The organism is Nonomuraea sp. NPDC049480 (assembly GCF_044465905.1).
Taxonomy (GTDB): domain Bacteria; phylum Actinomycetota; class Actinomycetes; order Streptosporangiales; family Streptosporangiaceae; genus Nonomuraea.
In genome coordinates this window covers 373,839-397,208 of the sequence record NZ_JBITMD010000001.1, presented here as the reverse complement: position 1 = coordinate 397,208, position 23,370 = coordinate 373,839, and the positions used below count along the sequence as shown (strand labels likewise).

24 protein-coding genes are annotated in these 23,370 nt (G+C 70.0%); 12 read left to right on the top strand and 12 right to left on the bottom strand.

The features are described from left to right. The first annotated feature begins 18 nt into the window (after positions 1-18). Positions 19-1,233, top strand: coding sequence for an amidohydrolase family protein (locus tag ACIBX3_RS01885; protein ID WP_397112055.1), 1,215 nt, complete (start codon positions 19-21; stop codon positions 1,231-1,233). 242 nt (positions 1,234-1,475) lie between these two features. Here ACIBX3_RS01885 and ACIBX3_RS01880 read toward each other — a convergent pair whose 3' ends face one another. Continuing rightward, positions 1,476-1,640: a hypothetical protein gene (locus tag ACIBX3_RS01880; protein WP_397112053.1), complete on the bottom strand. Its 165-nt coding sequence runs from the start codon at positions 1,638-1,640 to the stop codon at positions 1,476-1,478. 251 nt (positions 1,641-1,891) lie between these two features. On the opposite strand from ACIBX3_RS01880, the gene ACIBX3_RS01875 reads away from it, so the two are divergent. Continuing rightward, entirely contained in the window at positions 1,892-2,593 is a 702-nt protein-coding gene (locus tag ACIBX3_RS01875) for a helix-turn-helix domain-containing protein (protein ID WP_397112051.1), read from the top strand. Here ACIBX3_RS01875 and ACIBX3_RS01870 read toward each other — a convergent pair. Beyond that, positions 2,577-3,218, bottom strand: a complete 642-nt coding sequence (locus tag ACIBX3_RS01870; protein WP_397112049.1) for an alpha-ketoglutarate-dependent dioxygenase AlkB family protein — start codon at positions 3,216-3,218, stop codon at positions 2,577-2,579. The two genes, ACIBX3_RS01875 and ACIBX3_RS01870, sit on opposite strands and share 17 nt — an antisense overlap. Positions 3,219-3,273: 55 nt before the next feature. On the opposite strand from ACIBX3_RS01870, the gene ACIBX3_RS01865 reads away from it, so the two are divergent. Beyond that, positions 3,274-4,101 (top strand): lysophospholipase, encoded by an 828-nt coding sequence (locus ACIBX3_RS01865; RefSeq protein ID WP_397112047.1) that lies wholly within the window; start codon positions 3,274-3,276, stop codon positions 4,099-4,101. On the opposite strand, the gene ACIBX3_RS01860 is transcribed toward ACIBX3_RS01865, so the two are convergent. Continuing rightward, entirely contained in the window at positions 4,072-4,410 is a 339-nt protein-coding gene (locus ACIBX3_RS01860) for a hypothetical protein (RefSeq protein ID WP_397112046.1), read from the bottom strand. The two genes, ACIBX3_RS01865 and ACIBX3_RS01860, sit on opposite strands and share 30 nt — an antisense overlap. A 514-nt stretch (positions 4,411-4,924) precedes the next feature. On the opposite strand from ACIBX3_RS01860, the gene ACIBX3_RS01855 reads away from it, so the two are divergent. Next, entirely contained in the window at positions 4,925-5,551 is a 627-nt protein-coding gene (locus ACIBX3_RS01855) for a TIGR03086 family metal-binding protein (RefSeq protein ID WP_397112044.1), read from the top strand. Between the two features lie 293 nt (positions 5,552-5,844). Here ACIBX3_RS01855 and ACIBX3_RS01850 read toward each other — a convergent pair whose 3' ends face one another. From ACIBX3_RS01850 to ACIBX3_RS01840, 3 genes are all read right to left on the bottom strand, one after another. Further along, positions 5,845-6,504 carry a hypothetical protein gene (locus tag ACIBX3_RS01850; RefSeq protein ID WP_397112042.1) on the bottom strand — a complete coding sequence of 220 codons (660 nt, stop codon included), beginning with the start codon at positions 6,502-6,504 and terminating at the stop codon, positions 5,845-5,847. Between the two features lie 2 nt (positions 6,505-6,506). Next, positions 6,507-8,321, bottom strand: a complete 1,815-nt coding sequence (recQ, locus tag ACIBX3_RS01845; RefSeq protein ID WP_397112040.1) for a DNA helicase RecQ — start codon at positions 8,319-8,321, stop codon at positions 6,507-6,509. 101 nt (positions 8,322-8,422) lie between these two features. Next, positions 8,423-9,580: an MFS transporter gene (locus tag ACIBX3_RS01840; protein ID WP_397112038.1), complete on the bottom strand. Its 1,158-nt coding sequence runs from the start codon at positions 9,578-9,580 to the stop codon at positions 8,423-8,425. A 162-nt stretch (positions 9,581-9,742) separates the two neighbouring features. On the opposite strand from ACIBX3_RS01840, the gene ACIBX3_RS01835 reads away from it, so the two are divergent. From ACIBX3_RS01835 to ACIBX3_RS01825, 3 genes are read left to right on the top strand one after another with little or no spacing between them, the layout of a single operon-like run. Continuing rightward, complete coding sequence (locus tag ACIBX3_RS01835) at positions 9,743-10,504, top strand: SDR family NAD(P)-dependent oxidoreductase (protein WP_397112036.1); 762 nt, start codon at positions 9,743-9,745, stop codon at positions 10,502-10,504. 28 nt (positions 10,505-10,532) lie between these two features. Then, positions 10,533-10,799, top strand: a complete 267-nt coding sequence (locus tag ACIBX3_RS01830) for a type B 50S ribosomal protein L31 (protein ID WP_397112034.1) — start codon at positions 10,533-10,535, stop codon at positions 10,797-10,799. 30 nt (positions 10,800-10,829) lie between these two features. Then, on the top strand, positions 10,830-11,777 hold the full coding sequence (locus tag ACIBX3_RS01825) for a DUF1152 domain-containing protein (protein ID WP_397112032.1): 948 nt from the start codon (positions 10,830-10,832) through the stop codon (positions 11,775-11,777). Here ACIBX3_RS01825 and ACIBX3_RS01820 read toward each other — a convergent pair. Beyond that, positions 11,774-12,454: a TetR/AcrR family transcriptional regulator gene (locus ACIBX3_RS01820; protein ID WP_397112030.1), complete on the bottom strand. Its 681-nt coding sequence runs from the start codon at positions 12,452-12,454 to the stop codon at positions 11,774-11,776. The two genes, ACIBX3_RS01825 and ACIBX3_RS01820, sit on opposite strands and share 4 nt — an antisense overlap. Before the next feature lie 199 nt (positions 12,455-12,653). Here ACIBX3_RS01820 and ACIBX3_RS01815 point away from each other — a divergent pair, with 199 nt between their 5' ends. Continuing rightward, positions 12,654-12,893 (top strand): DUF3040 domain-containing protein, encoded by a 240-nt coding sequence (locus ACIBX3_RS01815; protein WP_397112028.1) that lies wholly within the window; start codon positions 12,654-12,656, stop codon positions 12,891-12,893. On the opposite strand, the gene ACIBX3_RS01810 is transcribed toward ACIBX3_RS01815, so the two are convergent. From ACIBX3_RS01810 to ACIBX3_RS01795, 4 genes are all read right to left on the bottom strand, one after another. Next, entirely contained in the window at positions 12,864-13,121 is a 258-nt protein-coding gene (locus tag ACIBX3_RS01810; protein WP_397112026.1) for a DUF6343 family protein, read from the bottom strand. The two genes, ACIBX3_RS01815 and ACIBX3_RS01810, sit on opposite strands and share 30 nt — an antisense overlap. A gap of 13 nt (positions 13,122-13,134) precedes the next feature. After that, positions 13,135-13,839: a maleylpyruvate isomerase family mycothiol-dependent enzyme gene (locus ACIBX3_RS01805; protein WP_397112024.1), complete on the bottom strand. Its 705-nt coding sequence runs from the start codon at positions 13,837-13,839 to the stop codon at positions 13,135-13,137. Between the two features lie 119 nt (positions 13,840-13,958). Next, positions 13,959-14,645 carry a DUF4344 domain-containing metallopeptidase gene (locus tag ACIBX3_RS01800; RefSeq protein WP_397112022.1) on the bottom strand — a complete coding sequence of 229 codons (687 nt, stop codon included), beginning with the start codon at positions 14,643-14,645 and terminating at the stop codon, positions 13,959-13,961. Between the two features lie 140 nt (positions 14,646-14,785). Continuing rightward, positions 14,786-15,472: a hypothetical protein gene (locus tag ACIBX3_RS01795; RefSeq protein ID WP_397112020.1), complete on the bottom strand. Its 687-nt coding sequence runs from the start codon at positions 15,470-15,472 to the stop codon at positions 14,786-14,788. A gap of 235 nt (positions 15,473-15,707) precedes the next feature. Here ACIBX3_RS01795 and ACIBX3_RS01790 point away from each other — a divergent pair, with 235 nt between their 5' ends. Beyond that, positions 15,708-16,580 carry a sugar kinase gene (locus ACIBX3_RS01790; RefSeq protein WP_397112018.1) on the top strand — a complete coding sequence of 291 codons (873 nt, stop codon included), beginning with the start codon at positions 15,708-15,710 and terminating at the stop codon, positions 16,578-16,580. On the opposite strand, the gene ACIBX3_RS01785 is transcribed toward ACIBX3_RS01790, so the two are convergent. Then, positions 16,577-19,828 (bottom strand): discoidin domain-containing protein, encoded by a 3,252-nt coding sequence (locus tag ACIBX3_RS01785; protein WP_397112016.1) that lies wholly within the window; start codon positions 19,826-19,828, stop codon positions 16,577-16,579. The genes ACIBX3_RS01790 and ACIBX3_RS01785 overlap by 4 nt on opposite strands. A gap of 202 nt (positions 19,829-20,030) precedes the next feature. On the opposite strand from ACIBX3_RS01785, the gene ACIBX3_RS01780 reads away from it, so the two are divergent. The 3 genes from ACIBX3_RS01780 (at position 20,031) to ACIBX3_RS01770 (ending at position 23,356) form a co-directional block, all read left to right on the top strand. Continuing rightward, positions 20,031-21,050: a LacI family DNA-binding transcriptional regulator gene (locus tag ACIBX3_RS01780; protein ID WP_397112014.1), complete on the top strand. Its 1,020-nt coding sequence runs from the start codon at positions 20,031-20,033 to the stop codon at positions 21,048-21,050. A gap of 189 nt (positions 21,051-21,239) precedes the next feature. Then, the gene (locus tag ACIBX3_RS01775; protein ID WP_397112012.1) at positions 21,240-22,484 is read left to right on the top strand and encodes an extracellular solute-binding protein; all 1,245 of its coding nucleotides are present in this window, start codon (positions 21,240-21,242) and stop codon (positions 22,482-22,484) included. Positions 22,485-22,489: 5 nt separating this feature from the next. Beyond that, positions 22,490-23,356 carry a carbohydrate ABC transporter permease gene (locus ACIBX3_RS01770; RefSeq protein ID WP_397112010.1) on the top strand — a complete coding sequence of 289 codons (867 nt, stop codon included), beginning with the start codon at positions 22,490-22,492 and terminating at the stop codon, positions 23,354-23,356. Positions 23,357-23,370: the final 14 nt, after the last annotated feature.

Sequence of the window (23,370 nt, the reverse complement as noted above, 5' to 3'; positions counted from 1 at the left end):
TTATGGCAGTGTGGGTTCATGCGGATCATTCGCGCGGCGAAGGTGCTCACCGGGCGTGCCGGTGAGGTGATCCAAGACGGCGAGGTCGCCGTGGACGGTGCCACGATCATCTCCACAGGGCCGCGCGGCAGCGCCGGAGAGGCCGACGAGATCCTCGACCTCTCCGGGCACACGGTGCTGCCGGGGCTGATCGACGCGCACGTGCACCTCGGGTTCGACGCCCGCGTGGACCCGGTGACGCGGCGCAGCGCCGAGAGCGACCACCACCTGCTGCTGCGCATGGCCGAGAACGCCCGCAAGCTCGTGTCCGCCGGCGTCACCACGGCCCGCGACCTCGGCGGGCGCGGCTTCCTCGACATCGTGCTACGTGACGCGATCGAGGAGGGCCTGGCCGTCGGCCCGCACATCCTGGCCGCCACCAGGCCCATCACGATCACCGGCGGCCACTGCTGGTACATGGGCGGCGAGGCCGACGACGAGAGCGCCATCCGCCGCGTGGCCAGGGAAAATCTGCGGGCGGGCGCCGACTGCCTCAAGGTGATGGCCTCCGGCGGCCAGATGACGCCGGGCGCGCCGCCCAGCTGGGTGCCGCAGTACACCACCGAGCAGATCCGCGCCGTCGTGGAGGAGGCGGCCACGCGCGGCAAGGGCGTCGCCGCGCACGCCCATGCGCACGCCGCGATCCGCAGCTGCGTCGAGGCCGGCGTCGCCACCCTCGAACACTGCTCGTTCTTCACCGCCACCGGCCACCGCTACGACGCCGAACTGGCCGACCTGGTGGCGGCCCGCGGCACGTACGTCTGCCCCACCGTGCACGGAGTGTTCTGGCGGTTACGCGACGTGCTCGGCCCCAAGATGATCGACGACTGGCTGAACGGGGTCGTGGCCATGCGGGAGGCCGGGGTGCGCCTCATCGCGGGCACCGACGGCGGGTTCGGCTCGGCAGGCGTGGACAACCGCCTCGACGGATACGTGGCCGGCCTGGAGGTGTTCGCGCACGCCGGGTTCGGCAACGCGGAGATCATCGAGATGGCCACCGTGCGAGCCGCCGACGCCTGCGGGGTGGGCGACGTGACCGGCACGCTGGAGGCCGGCAAGCGGGCCGACCTCATCGCGGTCCACGGCGACCCGCTCGACCGCATCGCCGACCTGCGCAACCTCGCGCTCGTCCTGGTTTCCGGACGCGCTGTCACGCAGACAGGGGTGGACACGGTCACCGCGTCCGTCGGCTGAGCTCTGGAGGGAGCCATGCTGCCCTGGTCCGCCGATCTGAAGGAGGGCTGCGGTCGATGCGGGCCATCTGGGTGGACGGCGGCAGCTCCCGCCGCCTCAATCCCTGGTGATGCCGGCCTTGCCACGCGGTCAGCGCAGGCATCGGCGCGCCGGGAAGCGGCTCACTGACACGCCGCGGCCCGCGCGGGTCAGCCAGTCGATCGCGTTGATCCCAGCCGCCCGAGTGGCTCAGCGCTGGACCCTCAGGTAGCGGTGATGTTCATCGGGCCCGCTTTGACCGCCGGCGAGCCAAGTGCGTCGTCGGTCTCCCCTTCACCCGCTTCCCATCTGGCGAAGTAGCGCGCCGCCTCCGGGTCGAGCGTGCGGTAGTAGCCCCGGATGCGGGAAATGCTGCTCAGAAACAACACTCACGATCGCCGACATGAGCGCTGCCGACGGTCCCGTGTCACGGCTCTCCACGTCCATGGCCACTCCTTTTCGTCCCGTGTTGTCGTTGGTCTTTGCGCGCCCGCGCCTATCGCCATGCTCCTGCTCATCCTCTGAAAGTCCGGCCGGCTCTGGGGAGGCCGGACGCGGTCGAGCGGTGCCGGCCGTGGTCGTGTTCGAGCTCGCCGGCGGCTGGTGGTGGCTCGACGTGCGCCCCCGCTAGGCTGCCCCGGTGGACACAGCGGAATTGAAGGACCGGGTACGCGAGCTACGCGCACAGGGCAAATCCCCCAAGGAGATCGCCCGCGCGCTCAAGGTGCCGCCCTCTGCCGTGGCGCCGCTGGTGCGGGAGATCGCCGCGGAGACCGCCGCCGAGACCGCCGACACCGCCGAGCCCGAGGTGGTCGGTTCCTGGATCAACGTCGGCTGGAGTGCCGGGCTCGGCGTGGACCCGGCACTCGGATGGGTGGACGAGGCGCCCGAGGCGGGCGTCGAGGGGATGGTGTGCGTGCTCGTCGCCCGGCGGCACACCTGGGACCGGGTGAAGGTCTGCGGCTTCCTGGCCGACGTCTACTGCCTGGGCGTCAAGAACGCCATCGGCCCCGATGTGATGGACGATCGCGAGTTGCGGCGTTTCCGCGAATACTTCTTCGGCGAGTACGCCGGCTGGCAGGAGGCGCCGTTCGAGCTGGTCAGGCACCTGGTGCTGGGATCGGTCGACCACGCCCGCACGCTCGGGTTCGAGCCGCACGAGGACTTCGCGCCCGCGGCCGAGGCGCTGGGCAAGTGGGAGGGCGGCTCGGCGATCACGTTCGGGCGCAACGGCAAGCCCTTCTACATGGAGGGGCCGATGGACGACCCCGCCAAGGTGCTGCGGACCCTGCGGCGTACGCTCTCCGACGACGACTTCGACTACGTCACCGGAGGCCGGTGACCCGCATCGTGAGGTTGAGCCGCCCGGAGGCGAGGCCGGTGGCGGGGCCGCCCGTCCCCGGGTAGATCTTCGGCACGCCGTGGTAGGCCAGGCGCGACGGGCCGCCGAACACGAACAGGTCGCCGGAGGCCAGCTCCACATCCGTGTACGGCTTGCCGCGCGTCTCGGTGTTGCCGAAGCGGAACAGGCACGTGTCGCCGATGCTCAGTGACACCACCGGGGCGTCCGACTTCTCGTCCTTGTCCTGGTGCATGCCCATCTTCGCCTCGCCGTCGTAGAAGTTGATCAGCGCGGTGTCGGGCTCGTAGTCCTCGCCGGGACGGCCGTACGCGTCGGCCACGGCGCGGCGGCCCAGCTCACCGAGCCAGCCGGGGAAGCCGGCCACCTTGCGCCCGTTCACGTCGTGGGCCAGCCGCGTATACCGGTACGGCTGCCAGTGCCAGCCCACGCACACCGTCTGCACGGACATGACGCCGCCCCCGGGCAGCACCGTGTGCCGCATCGGCACCGGACCCCTGGCCCACTCGCGGCAGGCCCGCACGAGGCGCCGCTGCTCGTCCATCGTGAGCCAGCCGGGCAGGTGCACGGCTCCGGGCGCGATCTCCCTCATCGGCAGCGGGATCATGGTTCCAGCGTACGGTGGTTGTCGGCGGGCCAGCCCGACACGTACGCTCACCACCATGGCCGAGTCGCGAGAGCACACCTTCGCCGGCGTCCGAGGACTCAACACGGTCCGCGAATGGCCGCATGACCATCCGCGCTACGTGGTCATCCTGATCCACGGGTACGGCGAGCACATCGGCCGCTACGAATACGTGGCCGACCGGCTCGTCCGGCACGGCGCCGCCGTCTACGGCCTCGACCACGTCGGGCACGGCAGGTCCGAAGGCGACCGGGTGCTGATCGAGGACTTCGAGGACGTGGTGACCGACGTGCACGCGGTCGAGGAACGCGCCAGGGCCGACCACCCCGGCGTTCCCGTCGTGGCGATCGGCCACTCGATGGGCGGCATGATCGCCGCCCGCTACGCGCAGCGCCATGGTGCCGGTCTGGCCGCGCTCGTGCTGTCCGGCCCGGTGATCGGCGAGTGGGAGGTCATCCCCGCCCTGCTGGCGCTCGACGAGATCCCCGACATCCCCATCGACCCGGCCACGCTCTCCCGCGACCCGTCCGTGGGCACCGCGTACGCCGCCGACCCGCTGGTCTGGCACGGGCCGTTCAAGCGGGCCACGCTGGAGGCGCTCGCCACGACGCTGGCCGCGATCGCCAAGGGCGGGACGTTCGGGGCGCTGCCCACGCTCTGGGTGCACGGGGAGGACGATCAGCTCGTGCCCCTGGGGCCGAGCCGGACCGGCATCGACGCCGTCCGCGGCACGGACCTGACCGAGCGGATCTACCCCGGGGCCAGGCACGAGGTCTTCAACGAGACCAACAAGGACGAGGTTTTGGACGACGTCACGGCCTTCGTCGACCGTGCTCTAGCGGACCAGGAGCCACACGTGTCCTGAGCCGCGTGTGCGGGTCAGCTCGATCTTCCAGCAGCCGTCCTTCGGGAAGACGAACCCGGTGCCCCACTCCTGGCCGGGCCGCCGCCAGTTCGACCCGCCATGCCGCTCAGGACCCCAGATGAGCTTCGCCCGCGTGCCGTCCGGGAGGGTGGCCTTGACCTGCAGCGGCCCCTCTCCGGTCATCCGCCACACGATCTTGACTTCCTCGGCCCGGCGGAGCGGCGGCGGAGCCTTGGCGAACAACAATCCCCACAGCTCGGCGTTCTCCGCCGTCCCTCGCACTTCGGCCAATCCGTTACCCAGGTACACCGAAGTTCCGTTGCACCCGTTGCCGGTGACAACGGGACTCGGGCTCGGGAACGGGGCCGAACCCATACTGATGCTCATGACCGGTGTCGGCGCCGCCGCAGGCCGCTCATCCGCCCCGGTGCACCCCGAAACCGCCACAGCCCCGGCCATCAGGAGCGGCACCGCCATCGGCCTCATCAAACCTCCTCGCTCTCCATACTCCGACCGGCGCCAGAAGGTTCCCCTGCCGTGACCGCCGAGAACCGGCGTGATCGTACGAGATCGCGAACCGCGTCGTCCGCGTGCGCACGGCAAGCGGGAGAGCAGCGGGGATGAACCTGGCGAGACCCCGGAGAAGGCCGGGGGAGTCCCGGAGCGAGGGGCCTGTTCGGGAGCGTCTGGAGCATGGCCTGGAGAGAAATCGCCTGAGCGAGCGCCTGGTGGGAGGCGGTGGTTGAGGGAGGACGGGAGGAATTCGTCGCCAGGACGATGATTTTCTCCCCGCCTCCGGGTCTGCATGTACAAAGGAGGCGATATGAACGGCGAGCGAGGACTGGCGCTGACGGCGGGTGTGGCGCTGCTGGAGCGGGCCATCGAGTACACGCTGGGCAGCCTGCGCGTCGTGACCCCGGCGACCCTCTGCCGCCCCACCCCCTGTGCCGGCTGGACCCTGGAGAAGCTCCTCGACCACGTGAACGACTCCCTCAGGACCCTGAACGAGGCCGCCACCGGCCACATCAGCCCGCACGCCAGGCGAATGGACCGCCTGCGGGCCGCGAGACGACGGATGGCCCGGGCCGGCAACCCGGCACTCCACCTGAGGGACGACGCCACCGAGGTCCTCGGCACGTGGGCGGGCACGCTCGCCCAAGACGTGATCACCGTCCACGACCACCACCTGACCAGCCCGATGGTGGCCGCGGTCGGCGCGATCGAGATCGCCGTCCACGGCTGGGACGTGGCCAGGACCTGCGGCGAGCACCGCCCGATCCCACCACTCATGGCCGAGGAACTGCTGGATCTGGCCCGCCTGTTCGTCACGCCGGCCGACCGCCCCGCCCGGTTCGCCGCGCGGCTGGCCGTGCCCGCCGACGCGCCCGCCCAGGACCACCTGCTCGCCTACCTGGGCCGCCATCCGGACTGGCCGTCCTGCCGTCCCTAACCTTACTGGTCAGTACGCTCTACCCGCCCCCGCACATCTCGCGCCGGCATCGTACGATCACCGTGTAAGCCAAGACAGTCCCGCGAACCCGCAACGACTCGGCCGATACGGTGAGAAGATCGTGAGCGGGCACGCACTCACCGTGCCAGGGGGCCCGACTAACACGTACGGCCGGTCGATCGGCGGCGCGGCGCCGGTGAAACGCCGAGACCAGGCCGACCGACGTGGTGGCGACGACCGTTCTTCGTGCGGCCGTCGCCACCACCCGCCCCGCGGCAACGCCGCCGCACTCCCTACGGCAAACAGGGGCGAAACCACTCGGCGACGATCTCGGCCACAGCCGCGGCGTCCAGGGACCCGTCGACCTCGATGACCCGGATGCCGAGCCGCCGGGCGGACCGCACAGCGTCGTCCGCCAGGATGCGATCCCGCTCGACCCGATTGCGCTGCGCCCGCTCGGGGTCGCTGACCTGGTGGCCGAGGGAGACCGCCCGCGGCAGCTCGCGCAGCTGCCGTTCGCGGAAGTCCTCCGTGGGAACCATGACGACCATCCGGCGCAGGTCCGAGAGCAGGGGCGCGACCAGGTCAGGGCGTAGTCCCCACCCTTCGGCGAGCACCGGCCGTCCGGACACCAGCCCCCGCAGGTCGTCCAGCGCCCATTCGAAGCGCACGGCGAACTGCTCCAGCGCCGCGGTGGCCATCTCCTCGGGAGTGGTCTTGACCCAGACCTCGTCCGGAGGGGGCGGATCGGGCGACAGGCCCAGCCTGACGCGCCGGGCGATCCGGCGATCATCGTGACCGCGGGCGTCGTGGTAGTCGTAGTGGTAGGCGGTCAGCCCGTAGCGGCCGGCGAGCAGCCGGGCGACGGTGGACTTGCCGGCCCACTGCCCGCCGCCGATCCACAGGGCCTTGCCCAGCGTGCCGAAGGGATCCCAGACACCGTCACCGGTCACGATCAGGCCTCACCGCCGGCGAGCGTCTGGAGGACCTGCTCTCCGTATTTGGCCAGTTTGTTCTCCCCGACGCCGTTCACCGAGCTCAGCTCCGCCAGCGTCGAGGGCGCGCGGGTGGCGATCTCACGCAGCGTGGCGTCGTGGAAGATGACGTACGCCGGAACCCCCTGCTCCTTCGCGGTGGCGGCGCGCCACGACCGCAGGCGCTCGAACACCGGGGCGGCCTCCGCCGGCAGCTCGGCCGCCGGCTGGGCCTTCGCCGGGGCCGCGAGCTTGGCGCGGGCCGGCCGCATGGTGTCGCGGCGCAGCAGCACCTCGTGCTGCCCGCGCAGCACCGCCGTGCTGGCGTCCGTGAGCACCAGCGCCCCGTAGTCCGACTCCACCGCCAGCAACCCCTGCGCCAGGAGCTGCCGCACCACCCCGTGCCACTCCGCGTTGCCCAGCTCCGTCCCCACCCCGAACACCGTCAGCGAGTCGTGCCCGTGCTGCAGCACCTTGGCGGTCTTCTTGCCGAGCAGGATGTCCACGACCTGCCCCACCCCGAACTTCTGGCGCCGCTCACGCGCCAGCCGCAGCACGGTCGACAGGACCTTCTGGGCCGGGACCGTGCCGTCCCACGACTCGGGAGGCGTCTGGCAGGTGTCGCAGTTGCCGCACGGCTCGGAGCCCTTCTGCCCGAAGTAGTCGAGCAGCATCACCCGGCGGCAGCCCACGGTCTCGCACAGTGCCAGCATCGCGTCCAGGTGCAGCACCTGGCGGCGGCGGTGCGCGTCGTCGCCCTCCATGGCCATGCGCCGGTGCTGGACCACGTCCTGCAGCCCGTACGCCATCCACGCGGTCGCCGGCAGCCCGTCGCGCCCCGCCCGCCCGGTCTCCTGGTAGTAGCCCTCCACCGATTTCGGCAGGTCGAGATGGGCGACGAAGCGCACGTCCGGCTTGTCGATGCCCATGCCGAACGCGATCGTGGCCACCACGATCAGCCCGTCCTCCCGCAGGAAACGGGCCTGGTGCGCGGCCCGGGTGCGGGCGTCGAGCCCCGCGTGGTAGGGGACCGCCGCGATGCCGTTGTCCACCAGGAACTCGGCGATCTTCTCGACCGAGGAACGCGACAGGCAGTAGACGATGCCGGATTCATCCGGATGCTCGGTGCGCAGGAACTCCAGCAGCTGCTTCTTCGGCTCGCTCTTGGGCGTGATGCGGTAGTGGATGTTGGGCCGGTCGAAGCCGGCGACGAAATGGCGCGCCTGGTCGAGGCCGAGCCTGGAGGAGATCTCCGTGTGGGTGGCCGGGGTGGCGGTCGCGGTCAGGGCGATGCGCGGCACCTCCGGCCAGCGCTCGCGCAGCTCGGAGAGCGCGAGGTAGTCGGGCCGGAAGTCGTGGCCCCACTGCGCCACGCAGTGCGCCTCGTCGATGGCGAACATCGAGATGTCACCCTTGGCCAGCAGCCGCATCGTGGCCTCCACCCGCAGCCGCTCCGGCGCGAGGTAGAGCAGGTCGAGCTCGCCGGCCAGGAACTCGGCCTCCACCATCTGGCGCTCGTCGAAGTCCTGGGTCGAGTTGAGGAACCCGGCCCGCACGCCGAGCGCCCGCAGCGCGTCGACCTGGTCCTGCATCAGCGCGATGAGCGGCGAGACGACCACACCCACGCCGGGGCGCACCAGGGCGGGGATCTGATAGCAGAGCGATTTGCCGCCACCGGTGGGCATGAGGACGAGTGCGTCCCCACCGGCCACGACATGATCGATGATTTCCTGCTGACCCGCCCGGAACGAGTCGTAGCCGAACACGCGGTGGAGAACCTCGATGGCGGTATCCATGCGGCTACCTTACGTGTTCGCGGGCGGGCGTCTCGTGAGTTCGCGGAGGGCGATCGGAGCCAGGGGAAGCGTCCATGCGGCCACCCTCAGGCCTGCCGCGGCTACTCGTGACAGGCCGCCGAACGCGACCTATCGTAAGCCACCAGCGCCAAGGCTCCGGCGACGCAGGCCGCCGCGACCGCCCCCATGACCGCCGGATAGCCGGCGAACTGCGCGATCCCGGCAGCCCCCAGCGGCGCGATCGCCTTCGCCACGATGATCGGCAGCGCGAGGGCCCCGCTCAGCGACGCGTACGCGGCCGTGCCGTACCGGTCGGCGATCAGCGCGGGCCGGGCGATCGTCGCCACCCCGAACCCCAGCCCGAACAGCACCACCGCGGCCACGGCCCCGGCCACGCTCCGGCCGACCAGCGGCAGCAGCAGCGCCGCCAGCCCCTGCAGCGCGAACATCACCGCTGTGATCAACGCCACCGGCCACCGCTCCTGCAGCCCCGTCGTGACCAGCCGGCCCGTCACCGACAACACCCCGAGCAGCCCGGCCACGCTCGCGGCGAACACCGGCGGATGTCCGAGCGTGATCAGGTACGTGACCAGCAGCACCCCCATGACCGACACCGCCCCGGTCTGGGTCAGGAACCCGGTCGCCAGCAGCCAGAACGGCCGCTCGCGCAGGGCCGCGCCGACGATCTCGCCCCGGTCCGCGCGGGGAGGCCCCCGCCGGTTGCGCACTGCCAGCGCGTGGAGGGGCACGGTGGTGACCGCGTACCCGGCGGCCAGGATGACCAGCGCCTGCCGCCAGCCGTACCGATCGACGAGGAAGCCGGTCAGCGGCAGGAAGATGCTGGAGGCGAACCCGGCGACCACGGTCACCGCCAGCAGCGCCCGCGCCCGCCGCGCCGCGTCGAACCAGGCCACGATCACCGCGAACGCGGCCTCGTACAGCACCATCGCCGACGCCAGGCCCAGCACCCCGCACACGAGGTACAGCTGCGCGACGGACTGCACCTGCGACCACGCCAGCACCGCGGCGGCGCCCAGCAGGGAGCCCGCCGTCATCAGCCCGCGCGCGCCGCGCCGGTCCAGCCAGCGTCCGATGGCCGGCGCCACCACCCCCGACACGAGGACGGCCAGCGTGATCGCGCCGGTGAGCTGCGCGACGCCGGCGTTCAGGTCACGGGACATCGGCGGAATGAACACCGAGAACGCGTAATAAAGCACGCCATATCCGGCGGTCTGCGTGATCGCGAGTGCCCCGATCATGCGCGCGGGCGCCTTCGGACCGGATACGGCGATCACTTCCCCATCGTTCCCGTTCATCAGCCGGAAATACGGTGATGAGCGTCACGTCACCCGGAGTGCCCGGTTCGACGCGGCGGTGCGGCGACGCGGGCCCCGAAAGGCGTGGTACGCGACCATCGACTCATGACTCTTTCGTACGTGGTAACCGGCGGCGGGCGTGGCATCGGCAAGGCTGTGGTCGAACGGCTCCTCGGCGAGGAGGACACCGTCGTCGCCATCGAACGCGACCCCGGCGCGCTCTCCTGGGCCGGCCCCCGGGTGGTGCCCGTGATCGGCGACGCGGCCGACGAGGAGGTCGCGGCCCGGGCCGCCGGCCTGGCCCAGGAGTCGGGCACCCTCAAGGGCTGGGTAAACAACGCCGCCGTCTTCCGTGACGCCTCCGTGCATTCCGCACCGATCGCCGTGGTCAGGACGCTGATCGCGGTCAACCTGGATCTGGCCGTCGTCGGCTGCGCCACCGCCGTGCGTTGCTTCCTCGCGGCCGGCACCTCCGGCGCCATCGTCAACATCACCTCCCACCAGGCCACCAGGGCGGTGCCCGGCAGCCTCCCGTACGCGACGGCGAAGGCCGGCACCGAGGGGCTGACCAGGGCGCTGGCCGTCGAGTACGGCAGGCGCGGCATCCGGGTCAACGCCGTCGCCCCGGGCACGGTGGCCACCGAGCGTCACGAGTCGTTCCTCGCCTCCCGCACCCCGGAGGAGGCCGCGGCCGTGGAGGAGCAGCTGGCCACGCTCCACCCCCTGGGTCGCGTCGCCACGCCCGCCGAGGTGGCCGCCGTCGTGGCGTACCTGCTGTCGGACGACGCCGCGTTCGTCAACGGCGCCACGGTCCCTGTGGATGGCGGTCGCACCGTCCTCGGGCTCGACCCCGAAGCCAGGGAATGAAAACCGTTGTCGCTTGGTTGAGCGGGTCATGAAGAAGAACCTGCACCCCGCGTACCGTCCCGTGGTCTTCCGCGACCCGAGCGTCGGTTTCACCTTCCTCACCCGCTCGACGCTGACCGGCGACAAGACGATCGAGTGGGAGGACGGCAAGACGTACCCGGTCGTCGACGTGGACGTGTCGTCGGCGAGCCACCCCTTCTACACCGGCCGCGGCCGCATCCTGGACACCGCCGGCCGCGTCGAGCGCTTCAAGCAGCGCTACGGTGAGGCTGGTTCAGCGGCGCACCGCAGGTAACGAACCCGTACCTGCGGCAAGATGTGACGCATGCTCGACTCGCTCCTGTCCGCCCGCCTCGAGGCGTCCGGCCGTATCCTCGTGGCCGGCGCGGGCGGGGGCTTCGACGTGTACGCCGGGTTACCGCTCGCCCTCGCCCTGCGCGATCAGGGCAAGGAGGTCCACCTGGCGAACCTGTCGTTCAGCCGCCTGGACGCCCTGGACCTCGACGTCTGGCTGGCCGAGGACGTCGCCGCCGTCGGCCCGGACACGCACTCCCGCGACTGGTATCTCCCCGAGCGCGCCCTCGCCCGATGGCTCGATGGTCAGGGGATGCCCGCGACGGTGTACGCGTTCCCCAAGGCCGGCGTCCGGCCGCTGCGGGCCGCGTACGCCAGGCTCGTCGCCCACCTCGGCCTCGACGCGATCGTGCTCGTGGACGGCGGCACCGACATCCTCATGCGCGGCGACGAGTCAGGATTGGGCACGCCGGTCGAGGACATGGCGAGTCTGGCGGCCGTGCACGGGCTCGACGTGCCGGAGAAGATCGTCGCCTGCCTCGGCTTCGGCGTCGACGCCTACCACGGCGTCAACCACGCGCAGGCTCTGGAGAACCTCGCGGCGCTGGAGCGCGACGGCGCCTACCTGGGCGCGTTCTCGCTGTCCAGGGCCGCCAAGCCCGGCGCGCTCTATCTCGACGCGGTCGCCCATGCCCAGGCCGAGATGCCTGACTATCCCAGCATCGTGAACGGCTCGATCGCGGCCGCGGTGCGCGGCGAGTTCGGCGACGTGCGCTTCACCGAGCGGACGCGCGGCAGCGAGCTGTTCATCAATCCGCTCATGGCGATCTATTTCGTCGTGGACCTCGACGGGCTGGCCCGGCGCTCGCTCTATCTCGACCGCATCGAGGACACCGTGCTCGCACGGCAGATCGCCGCCGTCATCGAGGCGTTCCGCGAAGAGGTCACACCCCGCCCGCCCAAGGCTTTCCCGCACTAGAGGCCCATGGTGTCGGCCAGCGACTCCATCTGGACGGTCAGCAGCGTGGCCGCGCGGTGCCCCATCCCCTCGAAACGGCCCTGGACCTCCAGGCTCAGGATGCCCTGGAGCTGTGACCACACCATGATGGTCCCGGCCAGCGCGGTGGCGATGTCGCCCTCGGACGCGAAGGCCCGCACCCACTCGGCCACCGCCGGCGTCTCCTCCACCCACCGCCGCATCTCCTCCCGCAACGGCTCGGCCGCGGGCCCGCACCGGCCCTGACCGAAGACCGGCAGGAACGGTCCCAGCACCTCCCTGGCCCGCCGCACGCTCTCCGGCGGCGCCCGGTAGCCGGGCGAAGGCGTGCCGGCCAGCAGCTCGAAGATGTGGGGATGGGCCACGGCCCACGCGAAGAAGGCCCCGGCCAGGGCGTGCAGGCGGGTACGCGGCGCGCCCTCCCGCACCCCGGCCCGTACGGCCGCGGCCAGGCCGTCGAAACCGTCGAGTATCAGCTCGGTGAGGAGATCGTCGCGGCTGCCGAAATACTTGTAGAGGGCGGGCCCTGTCATCCCCAGTTGCCTGGCCACCGCGTTCAGGCTCAGGGCCGCGGCTCCACCGTCGCCGACCTGGGCGAGCGCGGCCTGTTTGATCTCGTTTCTGACCTGCTCCCGGTAGCGCTGTCGCGGTGTGGACATCCTCTCATTATCGGGAGTTCCGAAGTCGGCACCTAGCGTCATCATCCATCCGTTGGTTAGAGCCCATAACGACCGTGTGTGGCCATCGCCGAAAAGGCGCCGGGCGAGGACGGGAACACCGTCTCACCGGTGGGCATGGCGGCGCCGCCCCTGGGTACGTGGCTTGAACCGGCGTGAGAGCAGCAGCAGTGGTGGTGTGATGAGTCTCTCCGGAAGGGAACGCCGCATTCTCGCTCAGATCGAACTGGCCCTCGAGCGAGACGACCCCGAGCTGGCCAAGCGCGTTGCGGCCATCAACAGGATCGAGGCGGGCGGGGACCTCTTCCCGCACGCCTACGGCGACCGGCTGCGCATGTGGGCGCTGGCCCACGTCTGGGTGATCTTCGCGGTCGGCGCGGTGGTGATCGTGCTACTGCTGCTTGCCGTGCTGACCACCTGAGCGGCGGCGGCGGAGCACGGCCAGGTCGACGGCGGCGATGACGGCCACCGCCGCCGCGATCGCGGCCTCCCAGCGCCAGACCTCCTCGCCCGTGCTCATGGCGCGCGTCACGAAGAACACCGCCGCCGCGACGCCGAGCACCAGCGCCACCAGGGACAGGACCCGCCGGGCGCGCAACGGGCTGCGCGCGCTCAGTGGCTCCGTGCCCTCGCGGTTACGCAGCCACATGATCGATCTCCTCTCAGGCCAGGCATCTCAGGGCCGCGGCGACGCGCGGGTCGACCTGGTGCGAGGCGGGCAGCCGCCCCACCGTGGCCTCCACGAACTCCGGGTACGACAGCGTCGCGGTGGTGCCGTTCACCGCAACCCAGATGTACTCGGCCGTCTGCTCCACCTGCACCTTGGCCTCCTGCTCCGCCAGCACGAACCGGCCCACCGCGACCCGCCACAACGTCCTGTCGTCGGCTTCCTCGTCGGTCACGGGGACACCCGCGTCGTCGGCGTGGGTGGCGTACTCGGAGTCGTAGTGGAAGGCCTGCAGCCCGTTGGGGTACGGCCCCGCCATCGTGTCGATCCGGGCGTCGCGACCCAGCTCCCGCATGCGCCGCCGCGTGTCGCCGTTCTGCGCGCGCCACTCCGTCAGCACCTCCTCCACCGGGAGGCGGCGGCGCTGGCGTACGCACCACTCGTTGAAGTCGTTGAACCCCGCCACGCCCTCGATGGTCAGCCGGGTCATCAGGTCCTGCACGGTGCCGTCCAGGCAGGCGTGGTTGTACATCTCCTCGCCCGCCAGGTGCGCCAGGACATCGCGGACCGACCAGCCCGCGCAGCGGGAGGGCCGCTGCCAGCCGCTCTCGTCGAGCCCGCTGAAGAAGCGGTCGAGCCTCGCCGCCTCGGCGTCGAAGATGTCGAACGGGTCGAAGTCTCGGAGCAGGTCCACAGCCATACCCCGGAGCTACCCCCTACGTCCCGGCTTTCACAGCCCTGCTCACGGCCTCACTGCGTGAGGCGGGCCCGGTCGCCATGTGCCGTCGCCTGCTCATGGCCTCGGGCTACGGCACTCCCTCACATGGACCCGATAGCCGACTTGACCCGGTTGTACTCGTCGGCGCAGTTAGGCGCCCGTTCGGCGGGAACCCAGCCGCCCTGGGCGATGCGGCCGTACTTGGCGGGGTCGGCGCCGTACAGCAGGCAGGCGAACGTGGCCGACTCCTCTACCCCGGAGAGGTGGTCGATCCCGGCGTGCCCGGCGAGCAGGTGACGGGCCTCGGCGGCGGCCACCACGCGCTTGGGCGCGTCGGACAGGAGCGTAAGCGCGGCGAGCTGGTCGGCCTGCCCCTCCCCGTCGGGAAGGCCGTTCATGGCGCCCAGGGCGTGGCCGAGCTGGTGGTGGAAGAGCACCGTGAGTGCGGCGTCGATGCGCCGGGTCGTGGTGCGGGCGTCGGCCTCCTCGGTCTGGGAGATCCCGGTCAGCGTGCGGTGCACCTTGTCGACCAGGGAGTAGCAGATCGTGATCCGGCGCTCCGCGCCGTCCCAGGTGGCCTTCGCGTCGTCACAGTCGCGGGCGACGACCTTGACCGGCTTGGGCAGTTTGATCTTCGTCTTCAGTGCGCCGCTGTCCTCCAGCAGCTTCTTGGCCTGCTCGGCGCGGGGTGAGCCGGCGGGCTCGTACTTCACGGCCAGGCCGGGTGAAGGGGCCGCCCCCAGCGTGCTCGTCAAGCTCAGGACGAGAGCGAGGAGGGGATGCGGCATGCGGGGCTCCTTCCAGGGCGATCACGGCAATGGGACTGACCATGCTGCATTGGAGTGATCGATAAACCTGGGAGAAGCCAAAAGTTCCAGAAAAGCCGGAAGCCCGGCCCCACGAAGGGACCGGGCCTCAGGTTTGTTGATCAGCGACGCCACCAGGATCCGTAGACCCGCACGTAGTCGCTGCGGCTCGTGGAGCCCTCGAGCTCGTCGTCGCCGGCGTACACAGCGCGGAAGAAGCCGCTGCGGTACGCCTTGGTCTTGGCGTAGAACTTGCCGCGCCGGTCGGTCCAGTCGGAGCCGACCCACTTCCAGCCGCTGGAGCCGCTGGTGCGGACGTAGATGTTCACCTTCTCGCCGCGGACGCCCTCCCAGCCGTCGTCATTGACCTGGAGACGGCCGGAGAAGTAGATCGACTTGCCCTTGCGGACCTTCCAGGGGTCGGCGCTGAAGCGCGAGATGCGCGTCTCCGCCTTGCCCTTCTCGATCTCGACGGCGAAGAACGCCGTGTCCTTGGCGACTTCCTTGCCCTTGGCGTCGAAGGCCACGGCCGTGGCCTTCCACTTGCCGGCCGGGTCGTTCTCGTTGAAGCCGATCGCGAAGCGCCAGCCCTCGAGGTCCTTGACGTCCTTGGCGCGCATCGTGCGGAAGCCCTCGGCGGGCGCCACGCTCAGCTCGACCTTCTGGACGTCGGAGCTGGCCCCGATGTCGAAGTAAGCAGTCGTCTCCGCGCCGGCCTTCACCACAACCGGGTTCGGCGTGATGTCGCGGATCTTGAGCTGCGTGTCTACCTTGGTAGCGGAGGCGGCCCCCGCCCCAGTCACCAACATTGCCCCGCCCACGAGGGCGGAGACGATACCTAGTGCAATCTTTCTCATGAGGGTGCTGATTCCTCTCCCCGTATCGCGTTGAAGCCGGCCCGGGGTGGCCGGCCCTCTACTACTTTGAGGCACTGGATGGGGAAAAGGTTGGCTAAAGTTACGAGAAAAATTTGATCACGGTCTTAACCTGGCCTTATGTGGAAAAATCCTTTTTAGGTGGACTTGACCCACTACAGTCTGTTTCATGACGGACGTCTACACGCTCGGCGAGCCGCTCGGGGTTGTCTCCAGTGGCCGGGTCCGCCACGAGAACGAGGCCCGGCTGGACGTATGCGGTCCCGAGTTCACGCTGGCCGTGGCGCTGGCCAGGCTCGGCCACCAGTGTGCGTACCTGGGCAAGGTGGGCGACGACGAGCTGGGCGCCAGGGCGCTGACCGTGCTCAGGGGCGAGGGCGTGGACGTGGCCGACCTGCGGGTGGCCGAGGCACTGCACACGGGCCTGTTGCTCAGGGAGACCCGCCTGGCGCGCGACCTCAGGGTCACGCACTACCGCGCCGGCTCCGCGGGGTCCCGGCTTTCGCCGGGGAACGTGCCGATCGACCGGATCGGCGCCTCGAAGATGCTGCACTTCACCGGCATCACGGCCGGTCTCAGCAGGGACGCGCTCGACGCCGTGTACGCCGCCATCAGCGCCGCCAAGAACGCCGAGGTGATGATCTCCTTCTCCGTCGAGTACGTCCCCGAGCTGTGGCCGTCGGTACGCGAGGCCGAGGAGGTGCTCGGCGAGCTGGCCTGCGAGGCGCACCTGCTCTTCCTCCGCCAGGACGAGCTCGACCTGGTCAAGCTCGCCCTCACGCCGGAGCGCGAGGTCGTGGTGGACCGCGGCGCGAAGGGCGCCAGTGTGCGCGCCGACCGCATGCGCTACGACGTGCAGGGCTGGCAGGTGCCGGTCGTGGACACGGCGGGAGCGGGGGAGGCGTTCGCGGCGGGCTACATCAGCGCCGCGCTCGACGGCCTCACCCCGCCGGAACGCCTGCACCGCGGGGCGCTGCTGAGCGCCGCCGCGGTGACCAGCATCAGTGACTGGCAGGGGCTGCCCACCAGGGCCGAGCTCTAGTTGATCGTCAGCGTGAACGTCGAGGTCGTGTTCTTGATGTTCTGCGCGTTGCCGCCGAACCTGAGACCGGTGAACGTGGCCGACCCGACCGCCGGGCCCTGGTTCTCCTCGGGCATCTCGTTGACCCAGATCCCGAAGCCCGACTTGGCGTCGAAGGCGTCACCGCTCTTCCGAGCCCCGCTGATCGACACGTTCGTGAAGACCGTGTCCTTGATCGGGTTCAGCGGCGTGGTGCCGGAGTAGCCGGTCTGGAACATGATTCCGCTGTACGTCGGGTCCACGATGTCCAAATTGCTGAGCCGGATGCCCTGGAACACCTTGGAGGAGGAGAACAGCCACATCGCTGGGAACGTCTGCTGCCCCCAGAAGTGGCCGCCCGCCCTGACCAGCGAGATGTTGTCGAAGACCGTCGGCGGGGCGGCGCCGAACCCGTGCATCGGATAGCCGAAGTCGAGTGAGCTGATCGTGACACCGGAGTAGACGAGCGTGTCGGCCACGTAGATGTTCCTGAAGGTGTTGTCGTAGCCGCCGTAGACCGCCACGCCCGCGGCCCGCCAGGTGAGCAGCGAGGTCAGGTTCTCGTAGACGTTGCCGTGCTGCTCGCCGGGGTTGTTGTCGGTGGCCGAGAACAGCGCGAAGCTGTCGTCGCCCGTGGACCTGGTCTCGACGTTGGTGACGTGGTTGCCGGTGCTTCCGTTGGTCATGTTGAGCCCGTCGGCGAACACGTCGCGGATCCGCGAGTTCTTGATCGTCATGTTGTCCGTGTTCGAGCCCCAGAACATGCACACCTGGTGCTCGACCCAGATGTCGTCGATCGTCATGTCCGCCACGTTCGACAGGTCGAACACCTTGCCCGGGCCGTCGATGCGCGAGGTGTAGTTGCCGAAGTAGGCGAAGCCGGCAAACGTCGAGCCGTCGGCCGACGCGTCCGCGCGGAAGCCGACGTCGGTGTTCTCCTGGCCGGACGGCGCGTGGAAGCGGGTGAACCAGGGGCCGGCGCCGACGACCTTGACCGCCTTGCCGTAGACCTGGAACTTCGAGGAGGTCTGGTAGTCGCCGGCGGGCAGGTAGACGCCGGTCAGGGCGGCGTCCATGCGGGCCTTGTCGAGGGCGTTCTGGACATCCTGGTGGGTGAAGCCGGCCGGTACGGCGTACTTCTGCGGATCCGGGTTGGCGACCGGTGCGGCCTCCTCGAAGTCGACGAAGTCGATGGCGTACGTGCTGGTGTTGGCCGCGTCCTTCTGCAGCCTGATCTTGCTGCCGCGCGGCACGGTGGTGCCGAGCAGCAGGTTCGCCTCGTCGTAGATGTGCCTGGGCGGGCCGGAGCCCGGGTTGTTGTCCGGGCTCGCCTCCGGTCCGTAGAGCCAGGCGTAGCGGGAGGTCAGCGGGATGGCCTTGAGGAAGGTGCCGTCGACGTAGACGTTGAGCGTGGAGTTCAGGCCGCCGCCGCCCGGGGCGTCCGGCAGGGAGAAGCGGGTGACCAGGGTGTTCGTGGGCACCCCCGTGGTGAACTCGACGTACGCACCGGTCTGGTTCAGCGTCACCGCGCGCCGGCCGGAGGCCTCGCCGGCGATCGTGCCGATCTCCCTGCTCGGGCCGACGCGGGCCGCGCCGCCGCCGATCACGGAGTCCTCGGCCTCGTACGTGTCGTAGGGCATGTTCGCGCCGCGGCCGGCGAAGAGCGGCAGCTCGCTGGTGTTGTTGGCGCGCCTGGCCGGCAGCTCGTTCGGGTCGTCGGCGAGCACGGTCTTGACCGTGTACCTGCCGTTGGCGGACGTCCACGTGCCCAGGTTCACCGGGCCCGTGGTGGCGCCGGGAGCGATCGCGCCGCTTGTGGAGCCGGTCAGCGTGCGGACCACGGTGCCGGACTGGTTGATGACCGTGAGCGTGATGCCGTGGGTGCCGCCGCCGGAGGCGACCGTGCCCTGGTTCTTGATCGCCACCGTGAACGTCACCGTGGCGCCCGCGGCGGGGTTGCCGGGCGTCCAAGAGACCGGGGAGGCGACCAGGTCGGCCGTGTCGACCGGCTTCACGGTCAGCGTGGCCGTGGCGGTGTTGTTGGTCTCGTTCTGCTCGACGACCTTGTCGTCCTCGTCGACCTTGGCGGAGAGCTGGTACGTGCCGGCCTCTCTTGTCCCTATATTTGCGGACACGGTGGTCGACGCTCCCGCGGCCAGTGCCCCCACGGCGGCAGTGCCCACCTTGGCGTCACCGGCGTAGAAGCTCACGGACGTCGCGGCAGAGCCCGCGGTGCCGGCGTTCCTGACCGTGGCCGACAGCGCGATCGCGTCCGTCTCGACCGGGGCGGCCGGGTTCGAGGCCAGGTTCGCCACGGTCAGGTCGGGGTTGGGGGCGGCGGTGCCGAAGATCTGGAATTCGGCGACCTGGCCGCCGGGCGCGCCGGAGTTGGCGATGATCCGCAGCTGGACGTCGGCGGCTCTTGCGGTCACCGGGATGGTCACCGCGTTGCCCGTCGCCGGGTCGAAGGTGTAGGTGGCCTGGCCGGCGAGGCTGGTGAAGCCGGTCGCGCTCTGCTCGCGGCCGAGCACCTGGATCGTCTGCGTGCGCCTGGCCCACGCCGGGTCGGGGTTGAGCTTGAGCGTGATCGAGGTGAGGTCCGCGTTCGCGCCGAGCTGCACGGTCAGCGTGTTCGGGTAGGCGCCGCCCTCCCAGTAGGTCTGCAGGTTGTTGTCGTTGGCGTTGGCGGCCACGTACGTGTGGGTGTGGGAGGACCCGGTGATCGGCTTGCCGACGGCCAGGTCGGCACCGCCGGTGGCGCCCGGGCCCCAGATCTCGAACTCGCTGATCTGCCCGGCCGGCCAGCCGGTGTTGGCGGTGATGTTCAGTCGGACGTGACGGGCCGTGGTGGTGGCGAGCGTGATGGTGGCGGTTGGGGCGAAGGTGTAGGTGGCGGAGCCGACAAGAGTGGTGAAGGCCGAGCCGTCGGCACTGGTCTGGACGCTCAGCGTCTGGGTGCGGCCCGGCCAGCCGGAGGGCAGCTTGAGCACGAGCTTGTTGATGCTCGCGCTCGCGCCGAGGTCGACCTGGACCCACTGCGGGAAGGCGTTGTTGGCCGACTCCCAGTAGGTGGCCTGGTCGCCGTCGGTCACATTGGCGGCGGAGTAGACGCCGTTGTGGCTGCTCACGGTGGCGGTCTTGCCTGCCGCGAGATTCGTGTCGGCCGCGGCCTGGGCGGGCGCGGCCAGGAGTCCGATGGCTAACGCAAGGGCGGCGAGAACTGCTCTCATGGGGGTGGGCCCTTCAGCTGAGGCGGATGGCCGAACCATAGGATGTCGAGCAGATAGCGGCAATATTTCGACGAAATTTCGCAAAGAATTGACTATATGGAGGAGTGTTCCTGGTGCCTTTCCCGCTGGTCAGGCATGTAAGAGGCCGTCGCGGCGCGAACGCAAGATATGACGTTCGATCCGTGCAAACCATTGCAAGCGCTTGCGCTCCAGGTCGTATAGTTTGCGCATGACACGACGACTCGCAGAGGTGGCCAGGAAGGTCGGGGTGAGCGAGGCGACCGTGAGTCGCGTGCTCAACGGCAAGCCGGGGGTGTCCGATGCGACCCGGGAGGCCGTGCTGACCGCCCTCGACGTGCTCGGCTACGAGCGCCCCACCCAGCTGCGCGGCGACCGCGCCCGGCTGGTCGGCCTGGTGCTGCCCGAGCTTCAGAACCCGATCTTCCCCGCCTTCGCGGAGGTGGTCGGCGGCGCCCTGGCCCAGCAGGGCTTCACCTCGGTCCTGTGCACCCGCACGGTCGGCGGCGTCTCCGAGGCCGACTACGTGGATCTGCTGCTCCAGCAGCAGGTCAGCGGCGTCGTCTTCGCCGGCGGCCTGTACGCCCAGGCAGACGCCGCGCACGGGCACTACGAACTGCTGCACGAGCGCAAGCTGCCCACGGTCCTGGTCAACGCGGCCGTTCAGCACCTCGACTTCCCGCAAGTGTCGTGCGACGACGCGGTGGCCGCCGAGATGGCCGTCGCCCACTTGCGGGCGCTCGGGCACGAGCGGATCGGCATGGTGCTCGGGCCGAAGGACCACATGCCCTCGCGGCGAAAGCTGGAGACGTTCCTGGCCGAGGGCGGCGACCAGGAGCTGGTCGAGCACACGATGTTCTCGCTGGAGGGCGGACACGCGGCGGCCGCCAGGCTGGTCAAACGGGGGGTGACCGGTGTGGTCTGCGCCAGCGACCTGCTCGCGCTCGGCACGGTGCGCGCGGCCCGCCGCGCCGGGCTGGCCGTGCCCGGCGACGTCTCGGTCATCGGCTTCGACGACTCCGCGCTGATGAACTGCACCGAGCCGCCGCTGACCACGGTCCGCCAGCCGATCGACGCCATGGGCAGGGCCGTGGTCGAGCTGCTCGTCGCCCAGATCGACAAGGCGGTGGTGCCGGCGGACGAGCTGCTGTTCGAGCCGGAGCTGGTGGTCCGCGCCTCAACGGCCCGCGCCCGACGGACGTGATGTAGTCGTTATCTTGCATTATTCCGTCGAAATATTGCGCGCTTCGGTTGGCGATCCTATGGTGTGGGCACCTCGCAGCAGAAGGGCCAGATCATGCGGAGATCCACCGGACTCTTACTCACATCCGTGCTCGCCGCCTCAGCCGCAGCATGCGGCTCCACCGAATCCCCCCGGTCGTCGGCGTCCACCGTGACGATCACGGTGGCCTGCCAGCCCGCCAAGTCCGCCCCCAAGGAGCGGCAGGCCTGGGACGACGACGTGGCCGCGTTCATGAAGGCGCACCCCGGCGTGACGGTCAAGAGCACGGACCAGCAGCCGTGCTTCGACCCCAAGACGTTCGGCCCCAAGCTGGCCGGCGGCCAGATGGAGACCGTCTTCGTGGTGCCGGTGACCAACTACGCCGACGTGATCGGCCAGGGCCAGGCTCTCGACATCACCCCATACACCAGCGCCGTCAAGAACTGGAACGACCTGCGCCCTGATGTACGCGAGCTGGTCACCAAGGACGGCAAGGTCTACGGCGTCCCCAACGTCCACTACAGCGTCGGCCTGGTCTACAACCGCGCCCTGTTCACCAAGGCCGGCCTCGACCCCAACACCCCGCCCCAGACCTGGGCCGAGGTCCGTGAGGCGGCCAAGAAGATCGCCGCGCTCGGCCCCGGCCACGTCGGCTACGGCGAGTACTCCGGCGGCAACACCGGCGGCTGGCACTTCACCCAGGCCATCTACGGCCGCGGCGGCGCCATCCTGACCCTGGACGGCAAGAAGGCCGCGTTCAACTCGCCCGAGGGCAAAGCCGTGCTGCAGAACCTGCACGACATGCGCTGGGTCGACAACAGCATGGGCAACAAGCTCCTGGTCGGCTGGGAGTCGCTGATGATGGCGATGGGCAGCGGCAAGGTCGGCATGATGCTCGGCGCCCCGGACGTGGTGACCGACGTGGTCAACAAGTTCAGAGGCAACGTCGCCGACTACGGCATCACCGGCTTCCCCGAGGCCAAGGCGTCGCTGAGCGGCGGCGAGGCGTACATGATCAACCCCAAGGCCACCCCCGAGCAGGTCGAGGCCGGCATGGCGTGGATCGACTTCCGCTTCAACACGGTCGGCAAGGGCCGGTTCGACTTCGCCCGCGGCAAGGCCAACGGCAACCCTGTCGGTGTGCCCGACAACGACGTCTACGGCGACTCGTCCACGGGCAAGGCCCTCCAGGAGGAGCGGGTCAAGAACGCCTCGCTGCCGGTCGCGAACTACGAGCCGTACGTGCGGGCCGCCGCCGCCATTCCGCCGAAGGCCGAGCCGGCGCACGCCCAGGAGCTGTACGCCATCCTCGACGTGGTCATGTCCGGCGTGTTGAGCCGCCAGGACGCGAACATTGACCAGTTGCTGGCCGACGCCGAGACCAAGGCCAACGCGATGCTGGCGGCCAAGGGCTGACCTGGATGGGGATCGTGAGGCGCAACCTGACGGCCTACGGGTTCCTCTGCGCGGCGCTGTTCTGCTTCGCGGTGTTCGCCTGGTATCCGATGGTCAGGGAGTTCGTCCTGAGCTTCCAGAAGACCGACCTGATCAACCCGCCGACCTGGGTGGGACTGGACAACTTCACGGCCGCCGTCCAGGACCCGGCCTTCGGGGAGGCCTGGCTGAACACCGTGGAGTTCACGGTGCTCGCGCTGCTGTGCGGCTACGCCGTGCCGTTCGTCGTCGCGCTCGTGCTGAACGAGCTGCGCCACGCCAGGGCCTACCTCAGGTTCGTGGTCTACCTGCCGGTCATGCTGCCGCCGATCGTCGCGGTGCTGTTGTTCCGGTGGTTCTACGATCCGGGGCCGGGGCTGTTCAACCAGATACTCGGCTTCCTCCACCTGCCGCCGCTGGCCTGGCTGGACAGTTCCTCGACCGCGCTGATCTCGCTGGTCCTCGTCTCGACCTGGATGAACATGGGCAGCGCGACCCTGATCTACCTGGCCGCGCTGCAGAACATCCCGCCCGAGCTGTACGAGGCCGCCGAGCTCGACGGGGCCGGCATCCTCAAGCGCATCCGGCACGTCACGATCCCGCAGACCCGGCTGATTCTGCTGCTCATGCTCATGTTGCAGATCGTGGCGACCATGCAGGTGTTCATCGAGCCGTACATGCTGACCGGTGGCGGGCCGGAAAACGCGACCGTGAGCGTCGCGTACCTGATGTACCAGTTCGCGTTCTCGCAGATGAACTACGGCCAGGCCGGCGCGCTCGGCATGATGCTCATGCTCGCGCTGCTCGTCTTCGCCGCCGTCCAGCTCCGTACGACACGGGAGGATTCTGCATGATCGCCTCACGCAGT

Excerpts from the sequence above, each read along its gene's own strand:
- ACIBX3_RS01885 (WP_397112055.1), top strand. The coding sequence starts at position 19 with ATGCGGATCATTCGCGCGGCGAAGGTGCTCACCGGGCGTGCCGGTGAG.
- ACIBX3_RS01840 (WP_397112038.1), bottom strand. The coding sequence starts at position 9,580 with ATGATCGGGGCACTCGCGATCACGCAGACCGCCGGATATGGCGTGCTT.
- ACIBX3_RS01795 (WP_397112020.1), bottom strand. The coding sequence starts at position 15,472 with ATGTTGGTGACTGGGGCGGGGGCCGCCTCCGCTACCAAGGTAGACACG.
- ACIBX3_RS01785 (WP_397112016.1), bottom strand. The coding sequence starts at position 19,828 with ATGAGAGCAGTTCTCGCCGCCCTTGCGTTAGCCATCGGACTCCTGGCC.
- ACIBX3_RS01820 (WP_397112030.1), bottom strand. The coding sequence starts at position 12,454 with ATGTCCACACCGCGACAGCGCTACCGGGAGCAGGTCAGAAACGAGATC.
- ACIBX3_RS01830 (WP_397112034.1), top strand. The coding sequence starts at position 10,533 with ATGAAGAAGAACCTGCACCCCGCGTACCGTCCCGTGGTCTTCCGCGAC.
- ACIBX3_RS01800 (WP_397112022.1), bottom strand. The coding sequence starts at position 14,645 with ATGCCGCATCCCCTCCTCGCTCTCGTCCTGAGCTTGACGAGCACGCTG.
- ACIBX3_RS01815 (WP_397112028.1), top strand. The coding sequence starts at position 12,654 with ATGAGTCTCTCCGGAAGGGAACGCCGCATTCTCGCTCAGATCGAACTG.
- ACIBX3_RS01835 (WP_397112036.1), top strand. The coding sequence starts at position 9,743 with ATGACTCTTTCGTACGTGGTAACCGGCGGCGGGCGTGGCATCGGCAAG.
- ACIBX3_RS01855 (WP_397112044.1), top strand. The coding sequence starts at position 4,925 with ATGAACGGCGAGCGAGGACTGGCGCTGACGGCGGGTGTGGCGCTGCTG.
- ACIBX3_RS01865 (WP_397112047.1), top strand. The coding sequence starts at position 3,274 with ATGGCCGAGTCGCGAGAGCACACCTTCGCCGGCGTCCGAGGACTCAAC.
- ACIBX3_RS01810 (WP_397112026.1), bottom strand. The coding sequence starts at position 13,121 with ATGTGGCTGCGTAACCGCGAGGGCACGGAGCCACTGAGCGCGCGCAGC.
- ACIBX3_RS01805 (WP_397112024.1), bottom strand. The coding sequence starts at position 13,839 with ATGGCTGTGGACCTGCTCCGAGACTTCGACCCGTTCGACATCTTCGAC.
- ACIBX3_RS01825 (WP_397112032.1), top strand. The coding sequence starts at position 10,830 with ATGCTCGACTCGCTCCTGTCCGCCCGCCTCGAGGCGTCCGGCCGTATC.
- recQ (WP_397112040.1), bottom strand. The coding sequence starts at position 8,321 with ATGGATACCGCCATCGAGGTTCTCCACCGCGTGTTCGGCTACGACTCG.
- ACIBX3_RS01770 (WP_397112010.1), top strand. The coding sequence starts at position 22,490 with ATGGGGATCGTGAGGCGCAACCTGACGGCCTACGGGTTCCTCTGCGCG.
- ACIBX3_RS01870 (WP_397112049.1), bottom strand. The coding sequence starts at position 3,218 with ATGATCCCGCTGCCGATGAGGGAGATCGCGCCCGGAGCCGTGCACCTG.
- ACIBX3_RS01790 (WP_397112018.1), top strand. The coding sequence starts at position 15,708 with ATGACGGACGTCTACACGCTCGGCGAGCCGCTCGGGGTTGTCTCCAGT.